This is a genomic window from Piscibacillus halophilus, from assembly GCF_900110685.1.
Taxonomy (GTDB): Bacteria; Bacillota; Bacilli; order Bacillales; family Alkalibacillaceae; genus Piscibacillus; species Piscibacillus halophilus.
The window spans coordinates 1-26,886 of the sequence record NZ_FOES01000036.1 but is presented as its reverse complement, the minus strand read 5'-3'; the positions used below and the strand labels follow the sequence as shown (position 1 = coordinate 26,886).

35 protein-coding genes, 1 pseudogene and 1 riboswitch are annotated in these 26,886 nt (G+C 37.4%); of the genes and pseudogenes, 11 read left to right on the top strand and 25 right to left on the bottom strand.

Translation table 11 applies throughout. From position 1 onward, the window contains the following. On the top strand, positions 1-373 hold a 373-nt coding region (locus BMY57_RS16305), incomplete at its 5' end, for a transposase (protein ID WP_256205309.1). On the opposite strand, the gene BMY57_RS12810 is transcribed toward BMY57_RS16305, so the two are convergent. After that, positions 341-556 carry a hypothetical protein gene (locus tag BMY57_RS12810; protein ID WP_091774997.1) on the bottom strand — a complete coding sequence of 72 codons (216 nt, stop codon included), beginning with the start codon at positions 554-556 and terminating at the stop codon, positions 341-343. The two genes, BMY57_RS16305 and BMY57_RS12810, sit on opposite strands and share 33 nt — an antisense overlap. A 122-nt stretch (positions 557-678) precedes the next feature. Here BMY57_RS12810 and BMY57_RS12805 point away from each other — a divergent pair, with 122 nt between their 5' ends. Continuing rightward, positions 679-1,299 carry a kinase gene (locus BMY57_RS12805; RefSeq protein WP_091774994.1) on the top strand — a complete coding sequence of 207 codons (621 nt, stop codon included), beginning with the start codon at positions 679-681 and terminating at the stop codon, positions 1,297-1,299. Between the two features lie 4 nt (positions 1,300-1,303). Then, entirely contained in the window at positions 1,304-1,750 is a 447-nt protein-coding gene (locus BMY57_RS12800) for a GNAT family N-acetyltransferase (RefSeq protein ID WP_091774991.1), read from the top strand. Positions 1,751-1,775: 25 nt separating this feature from the next. Here the strand turns inward: BMY57_RS12800 and hisC are convergent, their stop codons facing one another. The 9 genes from hisC to hisZ are packed head-to-tail and all read right to left on the bottom strand — an operon-like array spanning position 1,776 to position 9,274. Next, positions 1,776-2,840, bottom strand: coding sequence for a histidinol-phosphate transaminase (gene hisC / locus BMY57_RS12795; RefSeq protein ID WP_091774988.1), 1,065 nt, complete (start codon positions 2,838-2,840; stop codon positions 1,776-1,778). A 2-nt stretch (positions 2,841-2,842) separates the two neighbouring features. Continuing rightward, a complete protein-coding gene (gene hisIE / locus BMY57_RS12790; protein ID WP_091774985.1) occupies positions 2,843-3,457 on the bottom strand; it encodes a bifunctional phosphoribosyl-AMP cyclohydrolase/phosphoribosyl-ATP diphosphatase HisIE in 615 nt (204 codons plus the stop codon). A 4-nt stretch (positions 3,458-3,461) separates the two neighbouring features. Beyond that, positions 3,462-4,217 carry an imidazole glycerol phosphate synthase subunit HisF gene (gene hisF / locus BMY57_RS12785; RefSeq protein WP_091774982.1) on the bottom strand — a complete coding sequence of 252 codons (756 nt, stop codon included), beginning with the start codon at positions 4,215-4,217 and terminating at the stop codon, positions 3,462-3,464. After that, positions 4,211-4,924 (bottom strand): 1-(5-phosphoribosyl)-5-[(5-phosphoribosylamino)methylideneamino]imidazole-4-carboxamide isomerase, encoded by a 714-nt coding sequence (hisA, locus tag BMY57_RS12780; RefSeq protein ID WP_091774980.1) that lies wholly within the window; start codon positions 4,922-4,924, stop codon positions 4,211-4,213. The genes hisF and hisA overlap by 7 nt, the downstream gene beginning before the upstream one ends. Then, the gene (gene hisH / locus BMY57_RS12775; protein WP_091774977.1) at positions 4,902-5,537 is read right to left on the bottom strand and encodes an imidazole glycerol phosphate synthase subunit HisH; all 636 of its coding nucleotides are present in this window, start codon (positions 5,535-5,537) and stop codon (positions 4,902-4,904) included. Before hisH ends, hisA begins: the two co-directional genes overlap by 23 nt. Then, complete coding sequence (gene hisB, locus BMY57_RS12770) at positions 5,534-6,121, bottom strand: imidazoleglycerol-phosphate dehydratase HisB (protein WP_091774974.1); 588 nt, start codon at positions 6,119-6,121, stop codon at positions 5,534-5,536. The genes hisH and hisB overlap by 4 nt, the downstream gene beginning before the upstream one ends. Before the next feature lie 15 nt (positions 6,122-6,136). After that, complete coding sequence (gene hisD, locus BMY57_RS12765; RefSeq protein ID WP_091774971.1) at positions 6,137-7,420, bottom strand: histidinol dehydrogenase; 1,284 nt, start codon at positions 7,418-7,420, stop codon at positions 6,137-6,139. A gap of 5 nt (positions 7,421-7,425) precedes the next feature. Then, entirely contained in the window at positions 7,426-8,064 is a 639-nt protein-coding gene (gene hisG, locus BMY57_RS12760; RefSeq protein ID WP_091774969.1) for an ATP phosphoribosyltransferase, read from the bottom strand. Then, entirely contained in the window at positions 8,051-9,274 is a 1,224-nt protein-coding gene (gene hisZ / locus BMY57_RS12755) for an ATP phosphoribosyltransferase regulatory subunit (protein WP_091774967.1), read from the bottom strand. The genes hisG and hisZ overlap by 14 nt, the downstream gene beginning before the upstream one ends. A 135-nt stretch (positions 9,275-9,409) precedes the next feature. Here hisZ and BMY57_RS12750 point away from each other — a divergent pair, with 135 nt between their 5' ends. Further along, positions 9,410-10,195, top strand: a complete 786-nt coding sequence (locus tag BMY57_RS12750; RefSeq protein WP_091774964.1) for a histidinol-phosphatase HisJ family protein — start codon at positions 9,410-9,412, stop codon at positions 10,193-10,195. Positions 10,196-10,316: 121 nt separating this feature from the next. Here the strand turns inward: BMY57_RS12750 and BMY57_RS12745 are convergent, their stop codons facing one another. From BMY57_RS12745 to BMY57_RS12730, 4 genes are all read right to left on the bottom strand, one after another. Next, positions 10,317-11,132 (bottom strand): DUF368 domain-containing protein, encoded by an 816-nt coding sequence (locus tag BMY57_RS12745; protein WP_091774962.1) that lies wholly within the window; start codon positions 11,130-11,132, stop codon positions 10,317-10,319. 69 nt (positions 11,133-11,201) lie between these two features. Further along, positions 11,202-11,966 (bottom strand): ABC transporter ATP-binding protein, encoded by a 765-nt coding sequence (locus tag BMY57_RS12740; RefSeq protein ID WP_091774960.1) that lies wholly within the window; start codon positions 11,964-11,966, stop codon positions 11,202-11,204. 11 nt (positions 11,967-11,977) lie between these two features. After that, positions 11,978-13,018, bottom strand: a complete 1,041-nt coding sequence (locus tag BMY57_RS12735) for a FecCD family ABC transporter permease (protein ID WP_256205308.1) — start codon at positions 13,016-13,018, stop codon at positions 11,978-11,980. Between the two features lie 14 nt (positions 13,019-13,032). Further along, complete coding sequence (locus tag BMY57_RS12730) at positions 13,033-14,022, bottom strand: ABC transporter substrate-binding protein (protein WP_091774958.1); 990 nt, start codon at positions 14,020-14,022, stop codon at positions 13,033-13,035. A 112-nt stretch (positions 14,023-14,134) separates the two neighbouring features. Beyond that, positions 14,135-14,320: riboswitch (cobalamin riboswitch) on the bottom strand. A 106-nt stretch (positions 14,321-14,426) separates the two neighbouring features. Between BMY57_RS12730 and BMY57_RS12725 the strand changes: the two genes are divergently transcribed. Together BMY57_RS12725 and BMY57_RS12720 are read left to right on the top strand one after the other, a co-directional pair. Beyond that, entirely contained in the window at positions 14,427-15,668 is a 1,242-nt protein-coding gene (locus BMY57_RS12725) for a helix-turn-helix domain-containing protein (protein ID WP_177176388.1), read from the top strand. A 12-nt stretch (positions 15,669-15,680) separates the two neighbouring features. Then, positions 15,681-16,451 carry an enoyl-CoA hydratase gene (locus tag BMY57_RS12720; protein ID WP_091774953.1) on the top strand — a complete coding sequence of 257 codons (771 nt, stop codon included), beginning with the start codon at positions 15,681-15,683 and terminating at the stop codon, positions 16,449-16,451. A 34-nt stretch (positions 16,452-16,485) separates the two neighbouring features. Here BMY57_RS12720 and BMY57_RS12715 read toward each other — a convergent pair whose 3' ends face one another. Then, entirely contained in the window at positions 16,486-17,037 is a 552-nt protein-coding gene (locus BMY57_RS12715; protein ID WP_091774950.1) for an NADPH-dependent FMN reductase, read from the bottom strand. 329 nt (positions 17,038-17,366) lie between these two features. On the opposite strand from BMY57_RS12715, the gene BMY57_RS16425 reads away from it, so the two are divergent. Beyond that, on the top strand, positions 17,367-17,942 hold the full coding sequence (locus BMY57_RS16425) for a 3D domain-containing protein (RefSeq protein ID WP_091774947.1): 576 nt from the start codon (positions 17,367-17,369) through the stop codon (positions 17,940-17,942). Between the two features lie 236 nt (positions 17,943-18,178). Here BMY57_RS16425 and BMY57_RS12705 read toward each other — a convergent pair whose 3' ends face one another. From BMY57_RS12705 to BMY57_RS12690, 4 genes are all read right to left on the bottom strand, one after another. After that, complete coding sequence (locus BMY57_RS12705; RefSeq protein WP_091774945.1) at positions 18,179-18,595, bottom strand: organic hydroperoxide resistance protein; 417 nt, start codon at positions 18,593-18,595, stop codon at positions 18,179-18,181. Positions 18,596-18,671: 76 nt separating this feature from the next. Next, positions 18,672-19,553 (bottom strand): GNAT family N-acetyltransferase, encoded by an 882-nt coding sequence (locus BMY57_RS12700; RefSeq protein WP_091774942.1) that lies wholly within the window; start codon positions 19,551-19,553, stop codon positions 18,672-18,674. A gap of 57 nt (positions 19,554-19,610) precedes the next feature. Then, a complete protein-coding gene (locus BMY57_RS12695; protein WP_091774939.1) occupies positions 19,611-20,060 on the bottom strand; it encodes a GNAT family N-acetyltransferase in 450 nt (149 codons plus the stop codon). A gap of 81 nt (positions 20,061-20,141) precedes the next feature. Next, on the bottom strand, positions 20,142-20,339 hold the full coding sequence (locus tag BMY57_RS12690) for a cold shock domain-containing protein (protein ID WP_054751951.1): 198 nt from the start codon (positions 20,337-20,339) through the stop codon (positions 20,142-20,144). Between the two features lie 259 nt (positions 20,340-20,598). Between BMY57_RS12690 and BMY57_RS12685 the strand changes: the two genes are divergently transcribed. Continuing rightward, positions 20,599-21,381 carry a SurA N-terminal domain-containing protein gene (locus BMY57_RS12685; RefSeq protein ID WP_091774937.1) on the top strand — a complete coding sequence of 261 codons (783 nt, stop codon included), beginning with the start codon at positions 20,599-20,601 and terminating at the stop codon, positions 21,379-21,381. Positions 21,382-21,412: 31 nt separating this feature from the next. Here BMY57_RS12685 and BMY57_RS12680 read toward each other — a convergent pair whose 3' ends face one another. Beyond that, positions 21,413-22,096 carry a class I SAM-dependent methyltransferase gene (locus BMY57_RS12680; protein WP_091774934.1) on the bottom strand — a complete coding sequence of 228 codons (684 nt, stop codon included), beginning with the start codon at positions 22,094-22,096 and terminating at the stop codon, positions 21,413-21,415. A gap of 10 nt (positions 22,097-22,106) precedes the next feature. After that, positions 22,107-22,622: a DUF4269 domain-containing protein gene (locus BMY57_RS12675; protein WP_091774931.1), complete on the bottom strand. Its 516-nt coding sequence runs from the start codon at positions 22,620-22,622 to the stop codon at positions 22,107-22,109. 121 nt (positions 22,623-22,743) lie between these two features. On the opposite strand from BMY57_RS12675, the gene BMY57_RS12670 reads away from it, so the two are divergent. Continuing rightward, on the top strand, positions 22,744-23,373 hold the full coding sequence (locus BMY57_RS12670) for a lysoplasmalogenase (protein WP_256205307.1): 630 nt from the start codon (positions 22,744-22,746) through the stop codon (positions 23,371-23,373). 81 nt (positions 23,374-23,454) lie between these two features. On the opposite strand, the gene arsC is transcribed toward BMY57_RS12670, so the two are convergent. The 3 genes from arsC to BMY57_RS12655 are packed head-to-tail and all read right to left on the bottom strand — an operon-like array spanning position 23,455 to position 25,538. Continuing rightward, the gene (arsC, locus tag BMY57_RS12665) at positions 23,455-23,874 is read right to left on the bottom strand and encodes an arsenate reductase (thioredoxin) (RefSeq protein WP_091774926.1); all 420 of its coding nucleotides are present in this window, start codon (positions 23,872-23,874) and stop codon (positions 23,455-23,457) included. Positions 23,875-23,889: 15 nt separating this feature from the next. Continuing rightward, on the bottom strand, positions 23,890-25,179 hold the full coding sequence (locus BMY57_RS12660; RefSeq protein WP_091774923.1) for an arsenic transporter: 1,290 nt from the start codon (positions 25,177-25,179) through the stop codon (positions 23,890-23,892). A gap of 14 nt (positions 25,180-25,193) precedes the next feature. Beyond that, entirely contained in the window at positions 25,194-25,538 is a 345-nt protein-coding gene (locus BMY57_RS12655) for an ArsR/SmtB family transcription factor (protein ID WP_091774919.1), read from the bottom strand. A gap of 183 nt (positions 25,539-25,721) precedes the next feature. Here BMY57_RS12655 and BMY57_RS12650 point away from each other — a divergent pair, with 183 nt between their 5' ends. Together BMY57_RS12650 and BMY57_RS12645 are read left to right on the top strand one after the other, a co-directional pair. Then, the gene (locus BMY57_RS12650) at positions 25,722-26,144 is read left to right on the top strand and encodes a disulfide oxidoreductase (RefSeq protein WP_091774916.1); all 423 of its coding nucleotides are present in this window, start codon (positions 25,722-25,724) and stop codon (positions 26,142-26,144) included. 3 nt (positions 26,145-26,147) lie between these two features. Further along, the gene (locus BMY57_RS12645; protein WP_091774913.1) at positions 26,148-26,621 is read left to right on the top strand and encodes a thioredoxin family protein; all 474 of its coding nucleotides are present in this window, start codon (positions 26,148-26,150) and stop codon (positions 26,619-26,621) included. A 40-nt stretch (positions 26,622-26,661) separates the two neighbouring features. Here BMY57_RS12645 and BMY57_RS12640 read toward each other — a convergent pair. Continuing rightward, positions 26,662-26,886 (bottom strand): annotated as a pseudogene (locus BMY57_RS12640) (IS5/IS1182 family transposase); the annotation flags it as partial.

The window sequence follows — 26,886 nt, the reverse complement described above, 5'->3', positions numbered from 1 at the left end:
AAAATGGGAACAACAAAAAGCATATACAAGGGAAAAGCTTTCGGAAGAAAAAACGGGTGAACTATACGGCAAACGAAAAGTAGATGTTGAACCTGTTTTTGGATTTCTGAAGGCTAATTTGCGCTTCTCTCGAATGTCTGTTAGGGGCAAAGAGAAGGTGAAAAATGAATTAGGATTTGCGTTCATGGCGGTGAATCTAAGAAAGTTCACCACCATGAACGCGAAAACAAGCTGGGCATATAACGAAACAAAGCAGAAAAAAGGCACCAAACCATACTTTTTATGGTTGGTGCCTTTTTTACGTTATTTTAGGCTAGTTATGTCCCAGCCTCTTTTCAAGTTAATAATCCTCTTGGTCTCCTTCTTTAATTGAAGCATCAGGTTGTCGATCAGATTCTTCCACTTTCTTAAACCCTTTGTCCAATTGTCCAGCATTCTCTATATCACCAGAAGCTTGATAACCAGCGATCGGTTTATTAGAAGTCGTACCGTGAATCTCCATACCACCTAATTTAACATTAATGTTTTCTTTCTTACGCTCTTTTTCCTTACCCATTTTTCCACCTCCCCATAAATTTGAAAGTTCAAGTGATTTTATCGTTATTATTATTTAATTAGAAACTCTTATACATTGGAGTGGTACAATGAATATAGAATTTTTTGGGAGTGTGGCATGTGATGGATCGAATAATTAACGAAATTATAGATAAATATGAAGCTCACACGAAAACTCGCCCTTTTATCGTTGCAATCGATGGTTTAAGTGGCGCGGGAAAAACAACAGTCACCCAACAACTTGAAAATATATTGACCAGTCAAAATTATAAGGTAAGAGTCGTCCATATTGATGACCATATTGTTGAAAGACATAAACGTTATAATACAGGTCACGATGAATGGTACGAATATTATTATCTCCAATGGGATGTTGAGTTATTAAAGCGAGAGTTATTTAAAAAAATCTATCTTAACTCTGACTTAACTCTTCCTTTTTATGTTTATGAGACCGATCAAATTTATCAAGAAAAAATAAATTTAGATTCAAGTAGTATTGTTATTATTGAAGGGATTTTTCTACAAAGAGACGAATGGAGAGAATATTTGGATTACGTCTGTTATTTAGACTGTCCGCGCGATATTCGATTTGACAGAGTGTTAAATCGCGACCCTTACAATGGAAGTCATGAAAAGAGGCTGCAAAAATATAAGCGTCGTTATTGGTTAGGTGAAGAGCACTACCTTCATAAGGTTAACCCTATAAAAATAGCTGATCAGGTCATTAAATATGAGAAAAGGTGAACAAATGAAGTTAGAATCCGAAAGATTAACATTAGTTCCATGTACAAAAGACGTTGTATTATCAAGAAAATTTGATACGCCACCACATATAAAAACTTATCTGGAGAATTTAGAGCAAGACCCTGAATTGTTGGGCTGGGGTGTTTGGATCGTATTGGTTAAGCAGAGTAACAAAATTGTTGGAGATATGGGATTTAAAGGTAAACCCAAAAACCATACGGTTGAAATTGGTTATGGAATTTTACCGGGAGAACAAGGTAAAGGTTTTGCGACTGAAGGTGTGACGGAGCTGATTAATTGGGCCTTTTCATTTGATGATGTACACAAAATTCAAGCTGAATGTCACGCTGATAACAAGGCCTCTATAAGGGTCCTAGAGAAAGTCCATATGAAGGTAATGGATCAATCCACAAGTTTTATTTATTGGGAATTAGATAAAGAAGAAAATTAAAAGGACCTAGGCTTAGGCTGGGTCCTTAAATTTTAATGGACTCTATGATGTGACGAACTTTTTCTACAAAATCCTTCATCTCATTCTCCGTTCCAATTGAAATTCTTATATAATCTTCAAGGTTTTCAAAATATCTTACATAAATTTTCTCACGTTTTAGTGACTCATATAGCTCTTGGGCCGTCACTTTAGAAGGACTGACAAATAAAAAATTAGCTTGTGATGGAAGTACGTCAAAACCTAAGTCTTCAAGCTGATGTGTAGTCCATTCACGGGTGTCGGTCACACGTGAAATCATTTCATCATAATATTCATCATCTTGCAAGGCCGCTTCAGCTCCTGCTAAGGTCACACGATTAATCGTATAGGAGTTAAACGAATTTTTGATTCGTTCTAATCCTTCAATGAGAGAAGTACTTCCAATCGCATATCCTAATCGAATGCCGGCAAGTGCGTGTGATTTTGATAACGTGCGAGTGATCAGGACATTAGGATATTTTTTTATTAATGGAACAGCCGATTCCGCTCCAAATGCAACATATGCTTCATCAACAATTACAACTTGATTCGAATTACATTGAATGATTTTTTCTATTTCGTTCAGCTTTAAAGCCACTCCAGTAGGCGCATTGGGGTTCGGGAAAATAACACCACCAATGGAATTACACATACCATCTACATCAATAGTAAAATCGTTTTTTAACGGAACTGTCTGATAAGGGATATCATAAAGTTTCGCGTAAACTGGATAAAAGCTATACGTAATCTCTGGAAACCTGATCGCCTCATTAGTCTCGAAAAACGCTTGAAAAGCAAAAGCTAACACTTCATCAGAACCATTTCCAACAAACACATTTTCAGGCTTTACCTCTTCTCTATCAGCAATCACTTTTCTTAATGAATCGACTGTTGGATTGGGGTACTTTCTTAAATCATCGCCAATCACGCTTCGCATCGCCTCTACTGCTTTAGGCGATGGCGGATAAGGGTTTTCATTCGTATTTAACTTAATAACATCCGCTTCATTCGGCTGTTCACCTGGTACATAAGGCTTCGTTTTCCGAACCGTACTGCTCCAGAACTTACTCATGTTTAGTCCCCTTTCATTCGCTTCGTTAACTCCTCTTTCACTCGTTCAATCGGCATCCCTTTCTCTGCCAACAACACTAACATGTGATACGTCAGATCAGCGATTTCCATGGCTAAGTTTTCTTCATCATCATTTTTCGCTCCAATAATAACTTCGCTCGCTTCTTCTCCAACCTTCTTCAAAATCTTATCCACGCCTTCATCAAATAAATAATTCGTATACGATCCTTCTTTCGGACTGTCTCGGCGTTCTAAAATGGCTTCATACACTTTATGAATGACATTACGATTAAACGAAAGTTCTTCGTCTAAAACAAGTTCACGATAAAAACAACTTCGCTCACCTGTATGACAAGCAGCCCCTTTTTGTTCGACTTGTAATAAGATCGTATCTTCATCGCAATCATAACTCATTTTTTTAACGATTTGCGTATTGCCAGACGTTACTCCTTTATTCCATAACTCCTGTCGACTTCGACTGTAAAACCAAGACGTCTTGGTTTCTTTTGTTCTTTGAATGGCTTCTTCGTTCATATAAGCAAGCATTAAAACGTCACCTGTTTTATAATCTTGAACAATTGCTGGGATTAATCCATCATCATTAAATTTGAATTCCATCTAATCACCCTAACCTAATTGGTAAGTCCTCAATTGATAAAAATTGCTTTAAGTTCTGGATCTCAATTTCACCAAAGTGGAAAACAGATGCCGCAAGAGCTGCATCCGCACCGTTTTTTAAAACCTCCAAAAAGTGTTCCGCCCTTCCAGCTCCACCTGAGGCAACGACTGGGACATTGACCGTTTCTGCCAATTGACTCGTTACTTCTACGTCATAACCTGTTTTAACGCCATCTGCATTCATAACGTTTAAGACAACCTCCCCTGCGCCAAGACGAACACCTTCTTGAGCCCAATCAAAGAGTTCAAGTCCTGTATCTTTTCGCCCACCTTGAACGAATACCTTCCATTTACCATTAACATGCTTCGCGTCAATCGATAACACAACACATTGATCGCCAAAACGTTTCGCTGCTTCTTCGATTAACGAAGGGTTTCGAACAGCTGAACTGTTAACCGAAACCTTATCAGCGCCTGCATTCAAAACGGTACGAAAATCCTCAACAGATTTAATGCCACCACCAACAGTAAACGGAATATGTACTTCTTCTGCAACTCGTTTAACCACATCTAAAAAAATAGAACGCTTTTCATGAGAAGCTGTTATATCATAAAATACCAATTCATCAGCTCCAAGCTCACTGTATCGCTTTCCCAAAACAACTGGATCATCTACATCTTGTATATTTTGAAACTGTGTTCCTTTTACGACACGTCCGTTACGAACATCTAAGCAAGGTATAATTCGCTTCGCTAGCATGATACTTCCTCCATCACAGCTTTGAGGTCAATTTCACCTTCGTATAGCGCTTTTCCGATAATAGATCCGTAAATACCCATCCCGCTTAAAGCTTGAATATCATCTATGCTTGTGACGCCCCCTGATGCAATGACATCAATCGAAGTAGCATCATTCATGTAATTGAGCTCTTGTAAATTCGGGCCTTGAAGCATGCCATCTTTTGAGATATCCGTATAAACAATGGTTTGAACACCTGCATCTTCTAGCTTTTTCACAAAATCTAACGCTCTTAACGACGATGTCTCCGTCCACCCATCTGTCGCGACATATCCATCTCTAGCATCAATCGATACGACGACACGATGACCAAATCTTTCAACAGAATCCCTTACAAACTCTGGCTCTTTAACAGCAGCTGTTCCTAATATGACGCGTTCCACGCCTACCTCTAATAATTCTTTGATTCGATTCTCTGACCGAATTCCTCCTCCAACTTGAACCGGTACTTCAACCTCTTCAACGATTTGTTGAATGACTTCTAAATTATTGGATGGATCACCTTTGGCTGCATCGAGATCAACAATGTGTAAATACCTGGCTCCTTCATTGACCCATCGTTTAGCCATGTCGATTGGATTACCATAATATGTTTCTTGGTTATAGTCCCCTTGTAATAATCGAACACTTTGTTGATTTCTAATATCAATTGCTGGAAATATATTCACGCGTCACCATCTCCCCAAAGTTTTTCAATAACTGCATCCCAACCTTTGAGCTCTTTTCTGGGTGGAATTGCATACCGATCACATTTTCTTTCATTACAGCTGATGTAAAAAATTGGTCGTATTCCGTTTTGAATAACTCGTCTTTGTTTTTACTTGTACGAGCAAATAATGAATGAACAAAGTAAACATAATCCCCATTGGTTATCCCTTTTACGATCGGGTGATTCTCATAATGTTCAGCTGTTTCAAGTTGATTCCACCCCATATGAGGTACTTTTAAATCCGTTTCAAAACGAACAACCTCACCTGAAATTAAGCCCAGTCCTTCATGCTCACCATGTTCATAACTCTTATCGAATAATAACTGCATCCCTAAACAGATTCCTAAAAGTGGTTTACCTGATTCAGCTTCTTCAATGATTTTTTGAACAAAACCTTTTTCACGAAGTTGCTCCATCGCCTGGCCAAACGCCCCTACACCAGGTAAGATCATCCCTTTAGCCTGACTTAAGTCTTCAGGATTGTCTGTTATAAACGATTCCAACCCGAGCAAATCAAGTGCATGCTTAACATTTCTTAAGTTGCCTGCTCCGTAATCAATAATCGAAATCATGATAAAGTTCCTTTCGTTGACGGTACCTCTCCATCCGGATCCAAAATAGTAGCTGCTTCATTTAACACTCTACCAAACCCTTTAAAAATCGATTCAATGATATGATGACTATTTTGACCATGAATCAGCTTGATGTGTAGTGTGACACCCGCTTGATTAACAAACGCACGGAAGAATTCTTCTACCAACTCACTATCAAACGTCCCTATTTTTTCAGGTAAACCTTCTACATCAAAAACTAAATAAGGACGGTTTGAAATATCGATGGATACTAAACTCAAAGATTCATCCATCGGTGTAAAATCAGAAGCGTAACGCTTAATTCCTTTTTTATCACCCATGGCTTCATTAAAAGCTCTCCCTAAGACAATTCCAACATCTTCAACCGTATGATGTGCGTCGACTTCTAGGTCACCAGCTGCTTTAATGTTTAATCCAAACTTTCCGTGAGCCGCGAAAAGCGTCAACATATGGTTGAAAAAGCCCACTCCTGTCTCAATGGTGGTTTGGTTAAATTCATCTATATTAAGTTTTAATTCGATTTGGGTTTCTGTCGTATCACGTTTAATGGTTGATTGACGCATACTGTCACTTCTCCTTTATTCAAATCGTTTACGAATGGAGGCCGCGTGGCCATCTAAACCTTCCTCATCGGCGAATCGACTGATTTTGCTCTCTGCTTCTATCAGCGCTGATTGATCATAGTAAATAACACTTGATTTTTTCATAAAATCGTAGACTCCAAGTGGAGATGAGAACTTCGCCGTACCATTTGTCGGTAAGGTATGATTTGGCCCTGCCCAGTAATCACCTAGTGGCTCCGGTGAAAATTCTCCTAAAAATATGGCTCCGGCATGCTTCACTCGGCTTAATTGTTCAAATGGATTAGTAAGTAACAGTTCTAGATGTTCTGGGGCTAGATCATTGACTAAATCAAAACCAGTCTCAAGGTCTGAAGTGACATAAATCGCACTCTGGTTCAAAATAGAATGCTGAAGAATCTCCTTTCGTTTCCGCTCTTCCATTTGACGATAAACCTCATCTTGAACTTGATTGGCGAGTTGATGCGAATCTGTTACTAGAATGGCTGATGCTAACTCATCATGCTCAGCTTGTGCTATTAAATCAGCTGCAACGTATGAAGGAGTTCCCGTGTCATCTGCAAGGATGCACACCTCACTCGGACCTGCAATCATATCTATTCCAACATCACCAAATACGTATTTTTTAGCACGAGCGACGTAAATATTACCTGGACCTGTTATTTTATGAACTGATTTAAAATTTTCCGTTCCATAAGCTAATGTCGCAATCCCATGTGCACCGCCTACTTTTAAAATCTGAGTTGCTCCTGCCATCTTTGCGGCTGCAATCGTCATTGGATGAACCGCTCCACCTTTTCCAACCGGTGTGGTGACGATAATATCTCGGACACCGGCTACTTTTGCTGGGATGACATTCATGAGCACTGTTGATGGATAAGCAGCTTTTCCACCTGGCACGTATACTCCGACACGTTCAATAGGCGTCACTTGTTGTCCTAGCCAAGTTCCAGGTTGTTCTTGGGTATACCATGATTTTTCTTTCTGCAGCTTGTGATAACGCTCAATGTTCGCTTTAGCTTCATTTAAGATATCTTTCATACCTTGATCCAACGAATCTAGTGCATCGTTTATTTCTTCTTCACTCACAAATATAGAATCAAGTTTTACCTGATCGAATTCTTCAACATATTGATATACCGCTTTTTCCCCCATTTGTTTGATTCGTTCGACTATATTTTGAACGCGTTTATCAATGAGTGTTAGGTCTTCACTTTGTCGTTGTTTACGAGCCTCTATAATTTGTTGGATATCATTTTTCGTTATTTGTTGAATTTTCATTTGACTCACCCCTTTGTTACCGATACAGCCTCTTTCACCTGTCCGACAAACGGTTGTAATGTTTCGCTTTTCGTTTTATAGCCCGCTTTATTGACAACTAATCTAGCACTAATGGAATACATGCTTTCGATGACCTCGAGTCCATTCTCTTTTAATGTTCGCCCTGTCTCAACGATATCGACAATCACATCCGATAGACCGACAAGTGGCGCTAATTCTACTGAACCGTTTAACTTAATCGTTTCAATTTGTTTTCCTTTTTCTTGAAAAAATTGAGTTGCTACTCTCGGATATTTCGTCGCCACCGATAACTTTATAGCTCGATTCAAATCAAAACCACCTTGACCCGCAACAGCGAAATGACATTTTCCAAACCCTAAATCGACCAATTCAAATACATTTGCATTTGCTTCAAGTAGCGTATCTTTTCCAGCAATCCCAATGTCAGCGGCACCATTCTCAACATATGTAGCAACATCTAGTGCCTTCACTAAGATGATTTCATAGCGACCACAATCACTTGGCAAAATCAATTTTCGACTGTCTTCTTTATAAGCTGAAAACTTAAGACCAATCGCTTCAAAAACTTTAATACTTTCTTCTGCCAACCTTCCTTTGGTGAGTGCAATTTTAACTTTTTCCATATAAACGCCCTACCTTATCAATAAGATCTTTAGTGGATTGGAATCGTTCTTCGTTTTCACCTTTTATTAATTTTTCATTATCTAAATCAATCAGAATCGGACGATTTTCCGTGCTGAACAAATCAACGATAAAACCTTCCTCTCTTAATTCTTGCGCAATTTTAAAGGCATCTGTTCGATTACGACTGACAATAGATAGTTGGAGTTCTTCGGAGGCTAGCGCTACATCTTGCTGCTTTAATACATCCATTAATTGATCGATATAAACCCCAAATCCAATTGCATCAATTTTTAAACCAAATTCTTCAGTCAAGTGATCATAGCGACCACCTTGTATAACAGAACGACCAAAGCCATGGACATACCCTTGAAACATCACCCCCGTGTAATAATTCAAATGGTTAACTAATCCTAAATCGACTGAAATAAACGGGGCCATCCCAAGGTCTGCTAACTGATTCACAGTCCACTCTAGTTCTTGAACGGCCTCTAACATCTCATCTGTTAAGGCTAGATCTTTGGCTTGTTGAATAACAGTTCTAGGTGTCCCAAATAAATTGGCTAGTTTTAATAAAACATTCGTAACACGTTCATTGACGTTATATTTATTTAGAATAAGAGATAACTCATATTCATTCTTCTGTTCCAACTTACTTAGAATTTCACGCTGTACATGTTGTGGTAAATCAACTTCATTCATGAGTGATTGATAAAACTTTGCCTGCCCTAAATCGATTTGGAAACGCTCAAGTCCTACTGCTTTTAATGCTTCAATCGCTAAGGCAATCATCTCAACATCAATGAACGCATCTTTTTGACCAAAACACTCAACCCCTAGTTGCGTAAACGATCTTGAAAACACATCCGAATCTCCATTTTGCATTCGGAAAATATTTGTGACATATGATAGTTTTTCAAATGTAACCGGATCTTTTGAGTTTGCCACCATTCGTGCGATTGGGATCGTCGCATCCGGGCGAAGAACTAAAATTTTTCCATCATGATCTATTAATTTAATCATCTGATCGGTATCCATTGTACCTGGCATATTCATAAATAAATCATAGTATTCGAAAGTTGGCGTTTGTATTGGTTTAAATCCATATAGTTTGGTTGTTTGATTGATTTGGTCGATGACATATTCTTTTCTCTCATAATCGTTAGAGTATAAATCTGCGACTCCTTGAGGTAATTGATTTCCGAATTGCATACACAACTTCCTTTATCGCTCTATTTGTTTATCACTTTATCAGATTAAAGGTATGTTTTATATTTTAATGTCTGTACAAGCAGTATGTCAAGGTATTAAAATGAAATTTAGTATATTCATGAAAGGGAGAATGACATGTACGATTTTCATATGCACTCGACTTTTTCAGCAGATTGTGAAGCTCCCATGGAGAAAATGGCAGAGGCTGCCGTTGATAAAGGAGTACAATCGATTTGTTTTACTGACCATATTGATTACGATTATCCAGACACATCCATCGTCTTCGATGTGGATCTAGAACAGTATGAAAAAGCTTATCAAGAAGTTAAACAGAAATTTTCAACTAAGCTTGATATTCGAAAAGGAATTGAGCTAGGCATTCAACCGCATTTAATTGACCAATATAAAGAGCTCATCAAAGCCAATCATTTCGATTTCATTATTTTATCCATGCATACGACTGATTGTAAGGACTTACATTCAGGTAAGTTATTTGAAGATTGTACGTTAGATGTGGCTTATGAAAAGTATTATACGGAGCTCCTAGAATGCGTAAAACGATATGACGCCTTTAGCATATTAGGACATATCGATTTAGTCACTCGTTATAAGTATGAAGATGGGGTACACCACTTCCATGAAGTGATGGAGGACATTTTTAAGACCATTATTCCACGCGGACAAGGGATTGAAATTAACACCTCTGGATATAAGTACAATATGAATCGTTTACTACCAAGTAAGGATATTTTACAGCTGTATTATGATATGGGTGGTGAGATTATCACAGTCGGATCTGACGCTCACAAACCAGAACGCGTTGGGGATCGAATTGACGAAGCTTATGATTTATTAAGAGAGATTGGATTTACATATGTCACAACATTTAAGAATCGAGAGCCGGTGTTTCATAAGCTTTAAATGCTTAGTAAGGGACGCCCACTTAATGTGGGCGTCCTTTTTAGTAAACTCATTTTTATTTATAGAAACCCCTTATAGCAACATAAAAAAACTGCCCCAATCTGGGACAGTTCGTCATATATCAATGTTCAACTTTTCCTAAACCATACGCTATTAATAGACCTATGATTAAAAATATTATGCTAAACACATTCAACACCATATCAGATTCAAAGCCCGGGAACACAACGACTAATGAACCGACCACCAAGCCAATGATTAAGGCATATGTTTGATAATAAAAACGATGAAACAAATACCTTAGAACCTTACTCATTACGATCAGTCCTAAACCAATCCCTAAACCTAGTGGAATTAATGCTTCAATCACTAAATTATGAATTGCATTAGAGAAAGTCGGATACATCCCAATTAAAAGTAATAAAAATGAACCACTGACACCAGGTAAAATCATGGCTGAGCTAGCTAGCCAACCTGATAAAAATAACATGATATAAATCGATGGTCCAAACTCTGTGATGGCTTCACCTGCTGGATCTTGATTAACAAATACCATTGATCCAACAAAAAGGGCTGCCAAAATTAATATAATAAAATGGGTGGCACCAAATGTTTCTTGATAGTTCGACTTTTTAGCTAAGAATGGGATGACACCAGCAATTAATCCTAAAAATAGAAACATTAATTGGTTCGGGTAATGATTTAACGCCCAATTAATAATCCCGGCCAAACTCCACATGGCAAATACGATCCCGACACCTAGAGGTATTAAGAAGGCTAGATGTTTTTTCCATTCTTTTGTAAAAACACCATTAATGGCTTCTATAAAACGTTCGTAAATTCCAAGGACAACCGCGATTGTTCCACCACTAACACCTGGAACAATATCACTGGCTCCCATCATTAAACCACGATAAAGATTTCTCCATTCAATCATACGTCTTCCCCATTTCATTTCTTTACTAGTAATCATTATACTAGACAAGCCATCATTTAAGAATGAAAATTATAATAAAATTTGGGGAATATTAGTTTTTGGATGTCGAATAATCTCAGGATTAGCATGATACACGCTCTCTAACATTTCTTTAGCGATAATGTCTTCACTAGTGCCAACCCTAACAACCCTTCCGTGATCCATTAATACGAGTTCATCACAAAACTGTGCCGCTAAATTTAAATCGTGTAGCACCATGACGACCGTCAACCCATCCCGTTTTTGCCAGTCTTGAACGAGCTTCAAAATGTTTAATTGATGACCAATATCTAAATAAGTTGTAGGTTCATCAAGGAGTAAAAGTTCTGGCTGTTGAACCATGGCTTTCGCGATGGCAACTCGTTGACGCTCCCCGCCACTTAAGGTATCAAGTAATTGATCACGAAACTCCGTTAAATCGGTAATCTTTAAAACTTCCTCAACAATCTCATAGTCTCTTTTACTTTCACGTTGAAAAAAGCCTAAATGTGGATAGCGTCCCATTAAGATAGCATCATAAACAGTAATTGGATATGGTGCTAACCCTTCTTGTGTTAACACTGCTATATGCTGAGCTAGTTTTTTGACTGACCAATCTTGAACATCCTTACCCATAAATTGAATTTGTCCAGCGCTTGGTTTTTCTAAAGCTGAAATAAGTTTAACCACTGTTGATTTACCAGCTCCATTTGGGCCGATCAATCCTATGCATTTTCCTTTTTGAATCGACAATTGTATATCCTGAACAATCGGCTTCCCATCTACGCTTTTACTCACATTTTGTATATCAAGCATCGGATGTCCTCCTAAAAGTATCCACGTTTAGCTCTACGCAACAAATAACCGAAAAATGGTGCACCTAAAAACGCGGTAATCACACCTAACGGCAACTCTCTTGGTGCCATAATCGTCCTGGCGACGGCATCAGCTCCTACCAGGAATATAGCCCCACCTACAATCGATAATGGAAGAATCACGCGATAATCCGCTCCAAACATTAATCGAATAATATGGGGAACGACTAATCCTACAAATCCAATCGCACCAGATACTGATACAGCTGCCCCGGTGATAATCGAAGCTAATATAAGCAATAAAAATCTTGTGCGCTGTACGGATACCCCGCTATGATGTGCCGCTTCTTCTCCAAGACCTAACATATTCAGCTCTTTAATAAAGAATAATGAGACAATACTAACGATTAATATAATCGGAAAAATAATTTGATTATAACCCCAGTCCGTTAAAGCCAGGCTTCCCATCATCCAAAACACAATTGTCTGGAGATGTTCGTTTGATAAAGCTAAGACTAATGACAAGCATGCGCCAATAAATGATTGCACGACTACACCAGCTAAGATGATCGTCTCTAGACGCACCTTTTGATTAACTCTTGATAAAAAATAAACAATGAGTAAACTTAAAAACCCAAATAAAAACGCCACAGCAGGCAAGGTAAACCGTCCTAGCAAAACAATTTGTAATCCGAACACAAAAACTAAAGCTGCACCAAAAGATGCCCCTGATGATACACCCAAAATAAATGGATCTGCTAGCGGGTTTCGCAAAACACCCTGATAAATTGCACCAGCAAGAGCTAAGGCAGCTCCTACAGCTGCCCCTAGTAAAACACGTGGTAATCGAATATCCCAAACAATGGTCTCATTTGACGAACTCCAGCTTTCTTCTATGAAAGTTGAGATCCCTGGAATTTTTGAAAAAATGATTTGCCAGGCAAGCTGCCAATTTATATTAGCCGCCCCTAATGTCACAGAAATACTCATGACCAATATTAAAATGAGGAAAAATACAGGTAACCAAACCCATAAATTATGTTTGATCTTCACTTTATGAACGTCCTTTATTCAACTAAATCCGGATAAATTGAGTGAGCTAATTCTTTTAACCCTTCAGTCAATCGTGGTCCTGGACGTGTCAATACATCACTGTGCAAATCATAAACTTGTTCTTCTTGAACAGCTGTGACATCTTGCCAGTTATCTCTTGTTAACACTTGATCCACAGCATCATCCATATAATAACCATACGTTGTAATAATGACTTCAGGATCCTTTTCTAATACAACCTCTTCGCTCACCTGTGGCCAGCCTTCTTGGTCTCCAATAATATTGACACCACCAGCAAGGTTGATTAATTCATCTATGAACGATCCTTCTCCTCCCGAATATAACTCAGGTCCAACTTCAATCCATACACGTTTTTTCTCATCTTCGCTTAAATCACTTACCGCATTTTGAACTTCTGTTACATCGGATTTCATCTGTTCAATGACTTCTGTTGCTTGATCCATATGACCGGTTGCTTGACCAACTAACTCAATATCTTTATATACTTCTTCTAAATTTTGAGCACCTAGAACCAAGACATTTAAACCGGCTTGACGCATCGCTTCAATATCATCCGCATTATTTAAATCAGCCACGACTAAATCTGGCTCAAGCGAGACGATTTTTTCTATATTTAATTGTTGGTCCCCGACTTTTTCAATGTCATTAACTTCTTCTGGATAGTTAGCCCATTCAGATACACCTACAACTTCTTCACCTGCACCAACTGCAAAGACAGTTTCTGTAGCACTTGGGATTACGGATACAATCTTTTCAGGCTTTTCTTCTACTGTTACTTCAGTATCACTTTTATCCGTTAAGGTGACCTCTTCAAACTCTCCAGATTCAGTTTCTTCACCGGATGATTCGTCACCGTTTTCCTCTTGTTGCTCAGTATCTTCGTTTTGTTCTGGCGTCTCGTCTTCTGATTGATCCCCTTGGCATGCCGCTAACCCGACAGCAAGCACTAAACTTAATAACCATAACCATATTTTTTTCTGCATCTAACTCTCCCCTTTTACTAAAATAAAAATGCCTTCGTTTTCCAACAGGTCAGAAAAACGAAGGCACGACGATTGCAACCGATCATAGCCTTTCCTTTAAACCCGAAGGAAAACGAGCTAAAACAATCAGGCAGGTCTCCTGGCTTAGGGTCATAGCTCCTAACCCCTTCCCATCCTTTCTTGGACAGTGGTTGATTAGTTGCTTCCCATACACAGTGGCGGGACCGCGTCGGATTCTCACCGAACTTCCCTTTTAAGTAAACACCGAAATGTTTACACCTCATTGTTTCAAAATATTCAATATGATATTTCTATAGTAATCTTAAACTATATTGAAGTCAATTCTATTAATCTCTACTATTTATGGTAAAATTTATACAGAAATATAGAAACGGGTGATGTCAATGGACATAGGTGCGGTTATACAGTTTTATCGAACGAAAAATGGATTAACCCAAAAGGATCTTGCAAGTGGAGTTTGCTCAATATCATATTTAAGTAAAATCGAAAGCGGAGTCATCGAGCCTAAACAGGATACGATTGAAATATTGTTCGAACGGTTAAATATGGATTATGAGAAGCTCTCATCGTATGATGAGAAAACAATCCACGCACAAATTGATTTATTGTATCGATCTATTACCGAACAAAAACTAGATAAAGCTAAAGAAATAGTAGAAGAATTGAAAGAGGTCATAACACCTTTCCACGAGCCATATGTTCAAAATTATTTTCAGCTCATTCACTTTTACTATCTTATTACGACGAACCCGGCTGAAAGGTATCATATAAACTTTCAAGAACTATTAAGGTTAGAGAATACTTTTAAAGGTCAAAAAAAGTTTTATTTTTACAAAGTGATTGGTTTTTACTATAACTGTCACCTTAATTCTAAACAGGCTAATTATTACTTCCATAAAGCTGTTGATATATTAGAAGAAAATAATTTAAGAGATCCTGAGATTTATTACTTACTCGCACTATCTTATATGGGAATGCAAAAGCCCATTTACTCTAACTACTATGTTGGAGTCGCATTAGAACAATACGCTAATGATTTACTCTATCGAAAAGTTACCGACTGTTATCATTTATTGGGGATTAACTATTTAAACCTTGGAGCATACGACATCTCAGAAACTTACTTCAATCAAGTCCTACAATCAAAGCCAATGGGGGACTCCCCGAAAGTACGATCACGTGCCACCCATAACCTAGCCATTCTTTATTACCGAAAAGGCAATCTCAATCGTGCTTTAAACTTATTATTAGAAGCGTTAGAGAACCATCAACAGTTGTATGATATTACCCACTCGACACTCATCATCGCAAAAATTTATTTTCAACAAGGAAAACTAGAGAAGGCTGAAGAATATTTAAAACAAGGGGAAGAACGACTAAAAGGAGCTAATCTAACCAAAGTACGTCACCGCTACTACATTCTAAGACATCAACTATATGATCAAACTCATGACGAAAACTTCTTAGAACGCTGCGAGAAAGTGATATTACCTTACTTTCAAAGCATTGGTGAAAATGGGTTAATTAAAGAATTGCTTCAACTTTTAGCTGAGATTTACACGGAGAAAAAAGAGTACGAAAAAGCCATCGACTATTATAAGCAATTAAACGAAATTAAAAATTAACGAGGTGAGCACATGAACAATACAGTTTTAGTAACAAAAGACGGTCCTATAACAACGATTAAATTAAACCGACCAGACCAGTTAAACGCAATGGATGTCGAGTTATTGACTGAATTAAATGATGAATTAATCAAGATTAAAGAGGATGATTCAAAAATTGTCGTGTTAACTGGAGAAGGTAACGCCTTTTCTGCAGGTGGTGATATGAAAACGATGCTTCAAAACTCTGATCCTAATGGCTTTAAAGATGTCATGGGTATCATCAAAAACATCGTTACCACGTTCTACTCGATGCCAAAAGTGACAGTGTCAGTATTAAACGGTGCGGCTGCAGGTTTAGGATTGAGTGTTGCGCTGGCAGCTGATTTTATAATCGCTAAAGAGGATGCTAAAGTGGCGATGAACTTTATTGGGATTGGGTTAATTCCAGATGGTGGTGGCCATTTCTTCATGGAACAACGCTTAGGCCCCGTTAAAGCGAAACACACCATTTGGGAAGGAAAAATGATGACGGCAAACGAAGCCCAGACACTTGGACTAGTCGATTTAGCAACTCCTGATTGGAATCAAGCATTAAACCATTATTTAAACAAATTACAACAATCACCTATCCAATCCATGATTACGAGTAAATTAATCATTAATGGAAAGCAACTACCGCTACTAGAAGAAGTGTTAGATCAAGAAACAAGAGGACAAGCTAAAATGCGCCAAACCCACGACCATAAAGAAGGAATTGACGCATTTTTAAACAAACGTGAACCACAATTTATTGGAGAATAACAAAACAACTGGCCACATCAGCCAGTTGTTTTTTCTATTGATTATGAATCATATCCTGACTCATCTTTAAGTATTTAGAAAATACGTAAGATAATTCATGAAGTCGATTTTTAACATCTTCATCTATTAGTTCTTTCGTATGTGAAAAATGACCCGAATGGGTATAGACATAATTCGGTGTTGTTAAGCATCGGAAATAATCTAAAATCGGTTTAAGCTGATTTTCGATGACTAAATGGTGTTGAAATGTACCGCCATTACCAATAATCGCAACGGGCTTATATCGCATACTTTTGGGAGAAACCAAATCAAACATGTTTTTCAAAGCACCTGGTATGGAACCTTGAAATACAGGTGTCGCAATGATATACCCATCAGCCGCCTCTATTTGGTTAATCAAATGGACTGTGTCATCATTGTAATCTTCTTTAGAACGTCCATCCGCAAATTGCATATCATAGTCTTCCAAATAAAGTGGTTGAATCTCATTTGAAGGAATCCATTCCATTAACTGTTTCTCTACTTCTTTTAATAAAACTTTTGTTTTCTCACCCGTAATCGTTCCGTTAATCAGCAGAATCTTCAAGATGATGTCCCCTTCCTTACCCTTAAATCTATCTTATTATATTAAGTCATACTTTCTTTTTGTGAATCTTCAATATTTATTAAAGTATAAACCGAATGAACTAGTGCTCGTCAACTGTTTCAACTTCCATATTTCAAACGTCTCACCTTGTCAATAGTCTTTTGTCATCATATTGTTATATGTCTGACCAAGCATTGTAATTGACTTGAGATATTAAGTTGTTATACTTGCCAAGGGTCAAAAAGGGAAAATTTTCTCAAATACCTTTGGGAATCGAGAAAGTAAATAAAGACTATTGTCATATTGACATATATAATGGAGGTTTTTGAATGAGTAAACGACTAGTTAGTGTCGTGGTGTTTTTCTTAACGCTTAGTGCACTAATGATGTTGAGTACTCCTGTAAGTGCAACTGAGACACAAACAACAACTGAAGATTATAAAAATGGAGCTCAAGAACATCATGTACAATTTTTCTCAGAAGCAGAGAATCGACTTTCAGAGAAAAAAGAAATTAAACTGATTGAGCCAAAACCAGAGAAGAAACAAGCTCAATCAGAATCAAATAAACAACAAGAGGAACAAAACGTTCAACAAGTCAGTAAAGAAAGTCAAGGCGAGCAAATGTATGTAAAAGCTACAGCCTACACTGCCTACTGTGAAGGTTGCAGTGGAACTACTTATACTGGAATTGACTTAAGAGAAAACCCAGAACGAAAAGTAATCGCAGTTGATCCTGATGTGATTCCAATAGGATCTCGCGTTTGGGTTGAAGGTTATGGAACTGCCGTCGCAGCAGACATTGGCGGAGCGATTAAAGGTCATCGTATTGATATATTCATGCCTAATGAAGCTGATGCTAAGCGATATGGCGTTAAACAGGTTCGAATACGTATCCTAGATTAATAAACAAGCCCCTGCTGAATGGCAGGGGCTTATTTATGTGATACAAATAGATAATAAAGCAGGGTAATTAGATAATAAAAAATGAAGTTTAGATAAAAAATCTTCTTTTTTAGATAATAAATCTTATGAAATAGATAATAAAATTCTAAATATAGATAATAAATTCCCGAAATTGGATAATAAATCTCTAAAAATAGATAATAAAAAACCGAGGTCTGTGCCTCGGTTTTATCATTTTATTTAGCTTTCGCTTCTAACTCAACATCAATATTGTCTCTAGTCGCTTTTGAATAAGGGCAAACTTGGTGAGCTTCTTTTATCAGATCGTCTGCTTCCTCTTGTGAAACACCGCTTATTTCAGAAATTAATTTAACCGAAATTTTAAAGCCACCATCTGACTCATCTTTCATAAAGCTAACTTCAGCTGTTGTTGTCGAGTCAATGTCTTTTTTATTGTTTTTAGCAACTAAATTTAATGCCCCATCAAAGCAAGTTGAATAAGTGGCTGCAAATAACTGTTCTGGGTTTGTCCCAGTTTCATCTGTATTTTCAGTCGGCATTACAACATTTAGATCAATGACACCATCATCAGACTTAACGTGACCACCACGGCCACCTTTTGCAGTAGCTTTTGACGTGAATAATGTACTCATGTTAACCACTCCTTCTAAAATTTGTCCTAATTACTTCATACCCTCAAATTACCATTTTCATTCACTATTCAGCAAACTATAGCAACTTTTTCATGTGAACTTGTTCTATGGTTTTATGAAATCCTAGCTCACTTAATGCACTAAGAACATGGTCATCACGGTTCGGAAAATTAAAAATCAACCGTTTTATTCCATCTCGTTCAAGTTTAAAAATTTTATGTAAAAATGTAATCAACAATAGTAAATCGCCTTCTAAAACAGGCTCGATTCCAAGTTGATAAATCTGTACCGATTTTAGTTGCCCTTTTTCGTCATAAGTCTCCTTGGTCATAGCATATCCGATTGGACGTTCTCGATCATATAAAATATAACCAATTCCTTCTTTTAAGCTCTCCAATTGATTTTGCCAAGGCATATGACGTTGGTAAAACGATAATGATTGAATCTTTTCGCTCGGAACTCTTATACATTCCAATTCATAATCATGAATCACGGTTATGTCTTGTCCTTCTTCAGGTCCTGAAAAGAATGTCAACCTTTCGATCAATTCATACCCATGTTTTTCGTAAAGTTTGATGGCCCGTATGTTTGTAGAAATAGCTTCAAGGTATGCTGTATGGACTCCTTTTTCCTTATAAACAGACAGCACTTCTTCCATCAAGGCATGACTAACTCCAGTACCTCGATACTCAGGATCTATCGCTGTCCCACCATTCCAAGCATACAAAGCATCTTCGTCTTGACGAAATCCAGTCATCACAATACCAACTGGATAATCTCCATCAAAAGCCACAACAGAATGTTCAGGATCTAAATCCTCCGTAACCATTTTTTTTAAAAATGATTGCATCGTCATAGATACATCGACAATATACCCCTTAAACCCTCGATTCCATACATCTACTAACTGGTCGATTGGGCACTCTGAAACTCGTTTAAATTTTAATAAATGCTTCATGATTATCACATCCTAAAGGATACATTACACATTTCATAACCTAATTCCTGCAAATATTTACTTTTTTTCTTCAAACAACATTTCGACATGCGGAATGCCATCTTCTAAAAATTCATCAGAAATGGTTCTAAATCCGCATTGTCCATAAAACGATTGGAGGTGAGATTGAGCTTCAATTTTAACATTCGGGTGATGGTAGGCAGAAGCTATGTACTCTAATGCACGATTGATCAGTTCTGTTCCAATCCCTGTACGTCTTGTACTTTCATGCGTAATCACTCGGCCGATCGAGGCTTCATCAAACTTGACTTTTGGCGGAATGATTCGACAATATGCTAAAATTTGACCTTCTTTCTCAACAAAAAGATGCTTGGACACCTTGTCATATCCATCAATTTCTGGGTAAGGGCAATTTTGTTCGACTACAAAAACATCCACACGTAACTTTAATAAGTCATATAGTTCGTCATGAGTTAATTCATAAAAGGATTTAGTATTCCAATTCATGCTTTCACTCCTTTATGTATATAAAAAACGCACGTAAATGTAAATTTACGCGCGCTTTAAAAGACTTAATTTAATCGTTTATTATTTAGCAACAACGTTAGCTGCTTGTGGTCCACGGTCGCCTTCAACGATTTCGAATTCAACGTTTTGACCTTCAGCTAATGTTTTGAAACCGTCAGCTTGGATTGCTGAGAAATGAACGAAAACGTCATCTCCGTCTGGACGCTCGATGAAACCGAAGCCTTTTTCTGCGTTAAACCATTTTACTGTACCTGTCATTTAGAATGACCTCCTTTAAAAAATTACGACAAAACAATTGAATCTTGTTACTTAGACTTCCTAAAAGAGGCCATTCAGTAAACATCGATCTCAATTACTTCGTACTATTAATACTTTACTCCTTTTGGAATGAAAAAGCAAGGGATTCGACAGAGATTACATTTTCTTTACATTATGGTTATAACTTGTGTCTATAAAAGACATTGTGCTACAATTCATACTCGAAACCTAATTAATATCAGAAGGATGTGTTTTTTCCATGAAAAAGTTCTTAACAGCGATTCTGATCGTTATGTTAACAGCTTTCCTAGCTGCGTGCACAGGCGACAGCGACGAAAGTGATAACCAAGAAGAGCCTAATGAAGAAGAACAAGGCCAAGAGGAAGAAAATGCTGAAGAAAACGAAGATGAAAATGAAGAAGGCAGTGAAGAGTCTGCAGCAATTGAGGATATTGAAGATGATCAAGTAGTAGCAACTGTAAACGAAACAGAAATTTTAGGGGAAGAGCTTAAATCAAGTGTTAACTTCTTTAACCAGCAATATCAACAAATGGGACAAGATCCATCTCAACTTGCAGGTGAAATTCAAAAACAAGCATTAGACAACTTAATTCATATTGAATTAGTCAAGCAAGCGGCTGCTGACGAAGGAATTGAAGTTGATGAAGAAGAAGTTGACGAAGAATATCAATCACAAATTCAACAAGTACAAGAAGCAACTGACTTAGAGAGCGAAGAAGAAGTATTAGAAGAAAATGAAACAACTGAAGAAGAAGTTAAAGAAAATATTCGTCAGAACTTAATTACGACTGAGTACTTAGAGCAAAACGTTGAAGAACCAGAAGTAACAGACGAAGAGCTTGAAGAAGCTTATAATAACTACAAGAGTGCTATGGAACAACAAGGTCAAGAAGTTGAAGACAGCTTAGAAGATATGGAAGATCAATTAAGAGAGCAAGTTAAAAGTCAAAAATCTGGCGAAAAAGAACTTGAACTACTTGAACAGCTTCGCGAAAATGCAGACGTAGAAGTGCTTATATAATATAGACAATAGCTGCCGATTAGTTCGGCAGCTATTTTTTTAACATGAATAGTGTCATAAAAGTTAATGATTGCTTTAAATCTTCTGGTAATGACCCTACATGTTTTAGGTTAACTCCACGCTTGTAGACCTTCTCACAATCCACGATTTTTAAAGTATTCTCTTCAGCCAACTTTTGAAATTCCCAAGGCATCATCGTATTCATGATGACATCTTTTCCGTATAACCGATTATAGCTATTAACTCTTGGAGCCGCAGTCGGTCCAAGAATCCCAACACACAATGTTCCTCCTGGTTTTACAACACGTGTGACTTCGTTAAAGGCATCGATTGGCACTTCAGCCCACTCTAAAGCATTAATTGCCATGAGGGTATCAAAAGTATGGTCATCAAACGGAAGATCTAACATATCCGCTTGTTGAAAGTGTAGGTGCTTCATATCATCTGTTACCCGTTTTTGACAAAAGCGGATCATTTCCTCTGATAAGTCTACACCTGTTACATCATAACCTTCTATCCATAACTTATAGGAGCCATATCCATCACCACAACCAAGATCTAAAATTTTTGCACCCGGTTCAACGTACTTTTTCAAGAAAGGGATAATAGATTGTCGACTACCATTTTCCCACATCTCTTGGCTTTTTGAATTCCAAAACGTTGCATTCTCGTTCCATTTTTCCTTTACTTCCTTCTGCCAATTTGTCTTTGTCATCTTTGCCCTCCTAAATGTACGATTGCTTTTTACCGTACTCAATAAGCGCTTCATAAGAGTCCCCGCTCAACCCAAGTACCTTACAAAAAGCTGGCTCTGTTTTGTAACCATTTTGTTTTAACTTGATGATATCCTTTTTAAGCTTCGAGTTTTGTTTTAAAATTTCCTGTTCAATCACCATATGTAAATAAGCATATTGTTTATGGACTGGATTACTTTGTCCAAAGAGTTCAAATTCAAATCCTTCATACCAAAAGTTCGCTATGATTGTTTGCTGATCTCTAATCGTTTTAATTTTAATCGAAAAATTTTCAAAGCTACCATATAAGTTGTGGATTTTCTCTTTAAATTCTTCAAATCGATGAACTTCCATAATGATATCTAAATCTGACTGTTCCACATCAATTCCTAATGGAATCGTCCCACATAGAGTCGGATCATACTCAGATAGGTCACGGAAGATGTTAAGCCTGTTAATCACGCTAATCGCTTCTTCGTGTTTCATACTTATATACTCTATTTTCATCCCCCCTTAAAACAAACTACATTTTTTACGTATTTTTCTTGTTCAAACATCATATGGTGTAAATTATCCCCGTCATTTTATGTCATTAATTGAATATATTTTTTAAAAGGAGTGTATGATCATGAAAAAAATTCTCCCTTCGCTTATTTTATTAACTGCTGTTTTTTATATTTTTATTTTACCTGACTCGCCACTTCCTATAAAACTTCTATTTAAAGCTCTACCTATGATTCTAGTTATGATCTATGCGTTTATGAATCTTCCAAAACAACGCTTCTTTATTCATTACGCTATCATGATTGGACTCATCTTCAGTATTGTCGGGGATGTCACTCTACATTGGTTTATCGTGGGGTTAACTGCTTTCTTAATTGCGCATGTATTTTATATGGCTGGATTTTTAACTAGATATCGATCATCGTTTGTTCGTGCTATGACCATCATTCCTATTGTGATTTACAGTTATATTTTAGGCAATGGGATTATTCAATCTATAACAGACACCTCATTCATCCTACCCGTTACATTATACATTATTGTAATCTCCGCAATGGCTTGGGCGGCTATCATGACTCGAAACATCTATACGGCAATGGGTGCAGTTCTCTTTGTTATCTCTGATTCTTTTTTAGCTTGGAACATGTTCGTCACTGACGTACCATTATCAGGAATTCTCGTAATGACAACCTATTACGGGGCACAGTTTTTACTAGCACATAGTTTGAAATCATTAACTTATCAAAAAGACTAACTTTGACCTTTAACAAGCTGAAAAACGACCGTTGAATCTTTCCATATCAAAAAAGACCGCCTTAAGAGCGGTCTATCTTCATCATTTTCTACCTTTTAACTCCATCAATCTATTCTTGATTTCATCCCTTACGTCACGAAACACTTGGTTCACCTCTTCTTCCGTTCCTTCAGCTTTGGCTGGGTCGACTAAGCCCCAATGCTCTGACTTAACTCCTTTAGGTAATACTGGGCAATTTTCACGTGCATCACCACATAGGGTAATCACTAATTGAGTGTTATTTAAAATCTCTGGATCAATGATGGATGATTCTTGATCTGAAATATCAATACCAATCTCGTTCATCATCTCAACGGCTTTTGGGTTTAATCCGTGTGCCTCGATTCCAGCACTGTGAACGTCCCATTCGTCACCTAGAATTTCTTTTCCTAAACCTTCTGCCATCTGACTACGGCAAGAGTTACCCGTACATAAAAAGTATAAAATCGGTTTGTTAGACATGTGAATCCCTCGCTTTTATATTAATCTTAATGAAATATATAATCCTAATAACGTGAAGAATAAGACGGGAATCGTTAATATGATTCCTACTTTAAAGTAATATCCCCACGAAATGTGAATCCCTTTTTTCGATAAAACGTGTAGCCATAATAAAGTTGCAAGCGACCCGATCGGAGTGATTTTTGGACCTAGGTCACTCCCAATGACGTTCGCAAAAATCAATGCCTCACGAATAGAACCAGTCGTATTCGTATCCGCAATAGCTAGAGCATCGATCATAACCGTCGGCATATTGTTCATAATGGATGATAAAATAGCTGCGATAAAACCCATGGACATGGTTGCTGCCAACAGTCCATAATCTGTTGCTGCATCCAACACTTGTGCTAACCAATCGGTTAATCCGACATTTCGTAAGCCATATACGACCACATACATTCCGATGGAAAAGAACACGATATCCCAAGGTGCTCCTTTTACGACTTCAGTAGTTGGGACAGCTGGACTTCTGTTAGCCATCCATAAGAAGAATATCGCGATGATACCAGCTACAAATGAAACTGGAATCTCTACAAATTCACTCACAAAATAGCCCACTAATAATATGGCAAGTACGAACCATGATAAGCGGAACATTTTATGATCTTTAATCGCCTCATGTGGTTGTTTAAGTTTTGATAAATCATAGTCTTTTGGTAACGATTTTCTAAAAAATAAATAAAGAACCATGATGCTTGCTATAAGCGAGAATAAGTTCGGAATGATCATACGAACTAAATACTCTGTAAAACCAATCCCAAAAAAGTCAGCTGACACAATATTAACTAAGTTACTGATAATAAGTGGCAGTGATGTTGTATCAGCGATAAATCCACTAGCCATAATAAATGGTAAAATCATCGCTTCTTTAAAATTCAAAGCACGAACCATTGATAATACGATAGGCGTTAGAATGAGTGCAGCACCGTCATTCGCAAATAAAGCCGCAACGGCAGCTCCAAGCAACGTGACTAATATAAACATCTTTAACCCGCTGCCATTCGCAATTCTCGCCATGTGTAATGCAGCCCATTCGAAAAATCCAATTTCATCTAAAATTAATGAAATTAAAATGATGGCTACAAAAGCTAATGTGGCGTTCCAAACGAGATCTGTAACCGCCACTACATCCCCAAATGTGACAACACCAAATATAAGGGCTAAAATCGCACCCCCACATGCCGACCATCCAATCCCTAAGTTTTTAGGCTGCCAGATGACAAAAGTAAGGGTGATTAAAAAAATAAGACTCGCTATAATTTCCACAAAAAACTTCCTCTCTAGTCACAAATAATACGTAAATTGTTATTCGATAGCTCTTCTAATTCTTGTTTACCATTTGGTAATGCATCTAAGATTCCTTGAACGACTTCTATAGCTGGATGTTCTTTATTAATGGAATAAAACACCCAATGTCCTTTTCTTTGCTCGTTTAATAGTTTGGCGTCCTTTAGTTTTCTTAAGTGTTGACTAATAGCTGGCTGTGACAGACCTAATAATTCGACTAATTCACATACACAGCACTCATCTACATTGACAAACCGCATAATGGATAGGCGTGTTTTATCGCCCATTAGTTTTAAAACTTGTGCGGCATCCTCCACTTTTAAATACATTTTTTCCATATTATTGACCACCTTATATTCGTATTTGCTTATATAATAATATAATTAATAAAGGGATTTATCAACCATTAACTTATACTTTAAAAGAAACGTCATAAATATTTTTCATAAACACCATACAAATTACTTACATTCTAGTACAATTCATAATATAATCTTGTTGTATAAAAAGAAGGTGTATATATGAAAAAGATCAATGAAAATTTGATGATCTTTGCTTGGATTGTTGCTCTAGTTGCGACACTCGGCTCACTTTATTTTTCTGAAGTTCGAATGTACGAGCCTTGTAAGCTGTGTTGGGTTCAACGAATTTTTATGTATCCAATGGTCATCATCTTATTTATTGGTATTGCCATTAAGGATACAAAAGCTGTTTATTATACAACCGTGCTATCATTAATTGGTTTTATCATTTCGACATACCACTATTCCATACAGAAAGTTGATGCGCTACAACAATCTGCACCATCTTGTGGCCAAGTCACCTGTACAGGGGCTTACATTGATTGGCTCGGATTTGTTACAATCCCGTTCTTAGCAGGGATCGCATTTTTAATCATTTTTATTACGTCAATCATCGTGTGGAAAAAAATGAAGGAGGAGTAATCAATGAAGAAACTGATTATATTTGGAGTCATCATTATCGCATTATTTGCAGCTACAGCTGTATTAACGAATATGGCAGAAACGGAAGATGTCGGAGAGGATAACCCATACGGAAAATCCACTTTAGATACAGAAACAGCTGCCCTATTAGATGATCCGAATTATCAAAATATCATCACACCTGATCAATTAGAAGAAAAACTCGAAGCAGGGGAAGAAACGACAGTATACTTCTTTAGCCCAACTTGTGAGTATTGTCGTGAAGCAACACCTCGTCTCATGCCGCTTGCAGATGAAATGGGAGTAGATGTCGAACAATACAACGTTCTAGAGTTTGAAGAAGGATGGAATGAATATGGTATTGAAGCAACTCCAACGTTAATTCACTTTGAAGATGGTGAAGAGATTGCACGTATTAAAGGTGCAGCACCAAATGAACAATTTGAAGAATTCTTCAATGAATATGTTGTCGAATAAAACGTAAAAGGGCTCACTGGGTCATCCAGGAGCCCTTTTGCTATAGAAAAAGAGGCTGGGACATAACTAGCCTAAAATAACGTAAAAAAGGCACCAACCATAAAAAGTATGGTTTGGTGCCTTTTTTCTGCTTTGTTTCGTTATATGCCCAGCTTGTTTTCGCGTTCATGGTGGTGAACTTTCTTAGATTCACCGCCATGAACGCAAATCCTAATTCATTTTTCACCTTCTCTTTGCCCCTAACAGACATTCGAGAGAAGCGCAA

What these genes read in the sequence shown, in the direction of transcription:
- hisZ (WP_091774967.1), bottom strand. Translation starts at nt 9,274, where the DNA reads ATGCAATTCGGAAATCAATTACCTCAAGGAGTCGCAGATTTATACTCT.
- BMY57_RS12700 (WP_091774942.1), bottom strand. Translation starts at nt 19,553, where the DNA reads ATGAAGCATTTATTAAAATTTAAACGAGTTTCAGAGTGCCCAATCGAC.
- hisIE (WP_091774985.1), bottom strand. Translation starts at nt 3,457, where the DNA reads ATGGAATTCAAATTTAATGATGATGGATTAATCCCAGCAATTGTTCAA.
- BMY57_RS12675 (WP_091774931.1), bottom strand. Translation starts at nt 22,622, where the DNA reads ATGAAAATAGAGTATATAAGTATGAAACACGAAGAAGCGATTAGCGTG.
- BMY57_RS12670 (WP_256205307.1), top strand. Translation starts at nt 22,744, where the DNA reads ATGAAAAAAATTCTCCCTTCGCTTATTTTATTAACTGCTGTTTTTTAT.
- BMY57_RS12810 (WP_091774997.1), bottom strand. Translation starts at nt 556, where the DNA reads ATGGGTAAGGAAAAAGAGCGTAAGAAAGAAAACATTAATGTTAAATTA.
- arsC (WP_091774926.1), bottom strand. Translation starts at nt 23,874, where the DNA reads ATGTCTAACAAACCGATTTTATACTTTTTATGTACGGGTAACTCTTGC.
- BMY57_RS16425 (WP_091774947.1), top strand. Translation starts at nt 17,367, where the DNA reads ATGAGTAAACGACTAGTTAGTGTCGTGGTGTTTTTCTTAACGCTTAGT.
- BMY57_RS12705 (WP_091774945.1), bottom strand. Translation starts at nt 18,595, where the DNA reads ATGAGTACATTATTCACGTCAAAAGCTACTGCAAAAGGTGGCCGTGGT.
- BMY57_RS12720 (WP_091774953.1), top strand. Translation starts at nt 15,681, where the DNA reads ATGAACAATACAGTTTTAGTAACAAAAGACGGTCCTATAACAACGATT.
- hisB (WP_091774974.1), bottom strand. Translation starts at nt 6,121, where the DNA reads ATGCGTCAATCAACCATTAAACGTGATACGACAGAAACCCAAATCGAA.
- BMY57_RS12685 (WP_091774937.1), top strand. Translation starts at nt 20,599, where the DNA reads ATGAAAAAGTTCTTAACAGCGATTCTGATCGTTATGTTAACAGCTTTC.
- BMY57_RS12730 (WP_091774958.1), bottom strand. Translation starts at nt 14,022, where the DNA reads ATGCAGAAAAAAATATGGTTATGGTTATTAAGTTTAGTGCTTGCTGTC.
- BMY57_RS12645 (WP_091774913.1), top strand. Translation starts at nt 26,148, where the DNA reads ATGAAGAAACTGATTATATTTGGAGTCATCATTATCGCATTATTTGCA.
- BMY57_RS12750 (WP_091774964.1), top strand. Translation starts at nt 9,410, where the DNA reads ATGTACGATTTTCATATGCACTCGACTTTTTCAGCAGATTGTGAAGCT.
- hisF (WP_091774982.1), bottom strand. Translation starts at nt 4,217, where the DNA reads ATGCTAGCGAAGCGAATTATACCTTGCTTAGATGTTCGTAACGGACGT.
- BMY57_RS12655 (WP_091774919.1), bottom strand. Translation starts at nt 25,538, where the DNA reads ATGGAAAAAATGTATTTAAAAGTGGAGGATGCCGCACAAGTTTTAAAA.
- BMY57_RS12805 (WP_091774994.1), top strand. Translation starts at nt 679, where the DNA reads ATGGATCGAATAATTAACGAAATTATAGATAAATATGAAGCTCACACG.
- BMY57_RS12725 (WP_177176388.1), top strand. Translation starts at nt 14,427, where the DNA reads ATGGACATAGGTGCGGTTATACAGTTTTATCGAACGAAAAATGGATTA.
- BMY57_RS12680 (WP_091774934.1), bottom strand. Translation starts at nt 22,096, where the DNA reads ATGACAAAGACAAATTGGCAGAAGGAAGTAAAGGAAAAATGGAACGAG.
- hisH (WP_091774977.1), bottom strand. Translation starts at nt 5,537, where the DNA reads ATGATTTCGATTATTGATTACGGAGCAGGCAACTTAAGAAATGTTAAG.
- hisD (WP_091774971.1), bottom strand. Translation starts at nt 7,420, where the DNA reads ATGAAAATTCAACAAATAACGAAAAATGATATCCAACAAATTATAGAG.
- BMY57_RS12745 (WP_091774962.1), bottom strand. Translation starts at nt 11,132, where the DNA reads ATGATTGAATGGAGAAATCTTTATCGTGGTTTAATGATGGGAGCCAGT.
- BMY57_RS12690 (WP_054751951.1), bottom strand. Translation starts at nt 20,339, where the DNA reads ATGACAGGTACAGTAAAATGGTTTAACGCAGAAAAAGGCTTCGGTTTC.
- BMY57_RS12650 (WP_091774916.1), top strand. Translation starts at nt 25,722, where the DNA reads ATGAAAAAGATCAATGAAAATTTGATGATCTTTGCTTGGATTGTTGCT.
- hisG (WP_091774969.1), bottom strand. Translation starts at nt 8,064, where the DNA reads ATGGAAAAAGTTAAAATTGCACTCACCAAAGGAAGGTTGGCAGAAGAA.
- BMY57_RS12695 (WP_091774939.1), bottom strand. Translation starts at nt 20,060, where the DNA reads ATGAATTGGAATACTAAATCCTTTTATGAATTAACTCATGACGAACTA.
- BMY57_RS12800 (WP_091774991.1), top strand. Translation starts at nt 1,304, where the DNA reads ATGAAGTTAGAATCCGAAAGATTAACATTAGTTCCATGTACAAAAGAC.
- BMY57_RS12740 (WP_091774960.1), bottom strand. Translation starts at nt 11,966, where the DNA reads ATGCTTGATATACAAAATGTGAGTAAAAGCGTAGATGGGAAGCCGATT.
- hisC (WP_091774988.1), bottom strand. Translation starts at nt 2,840, where the DNA reads ATGAGTAAGTTCTGGAGCAGTACGGTTCGGAAAACGAAGCCTTATGTA.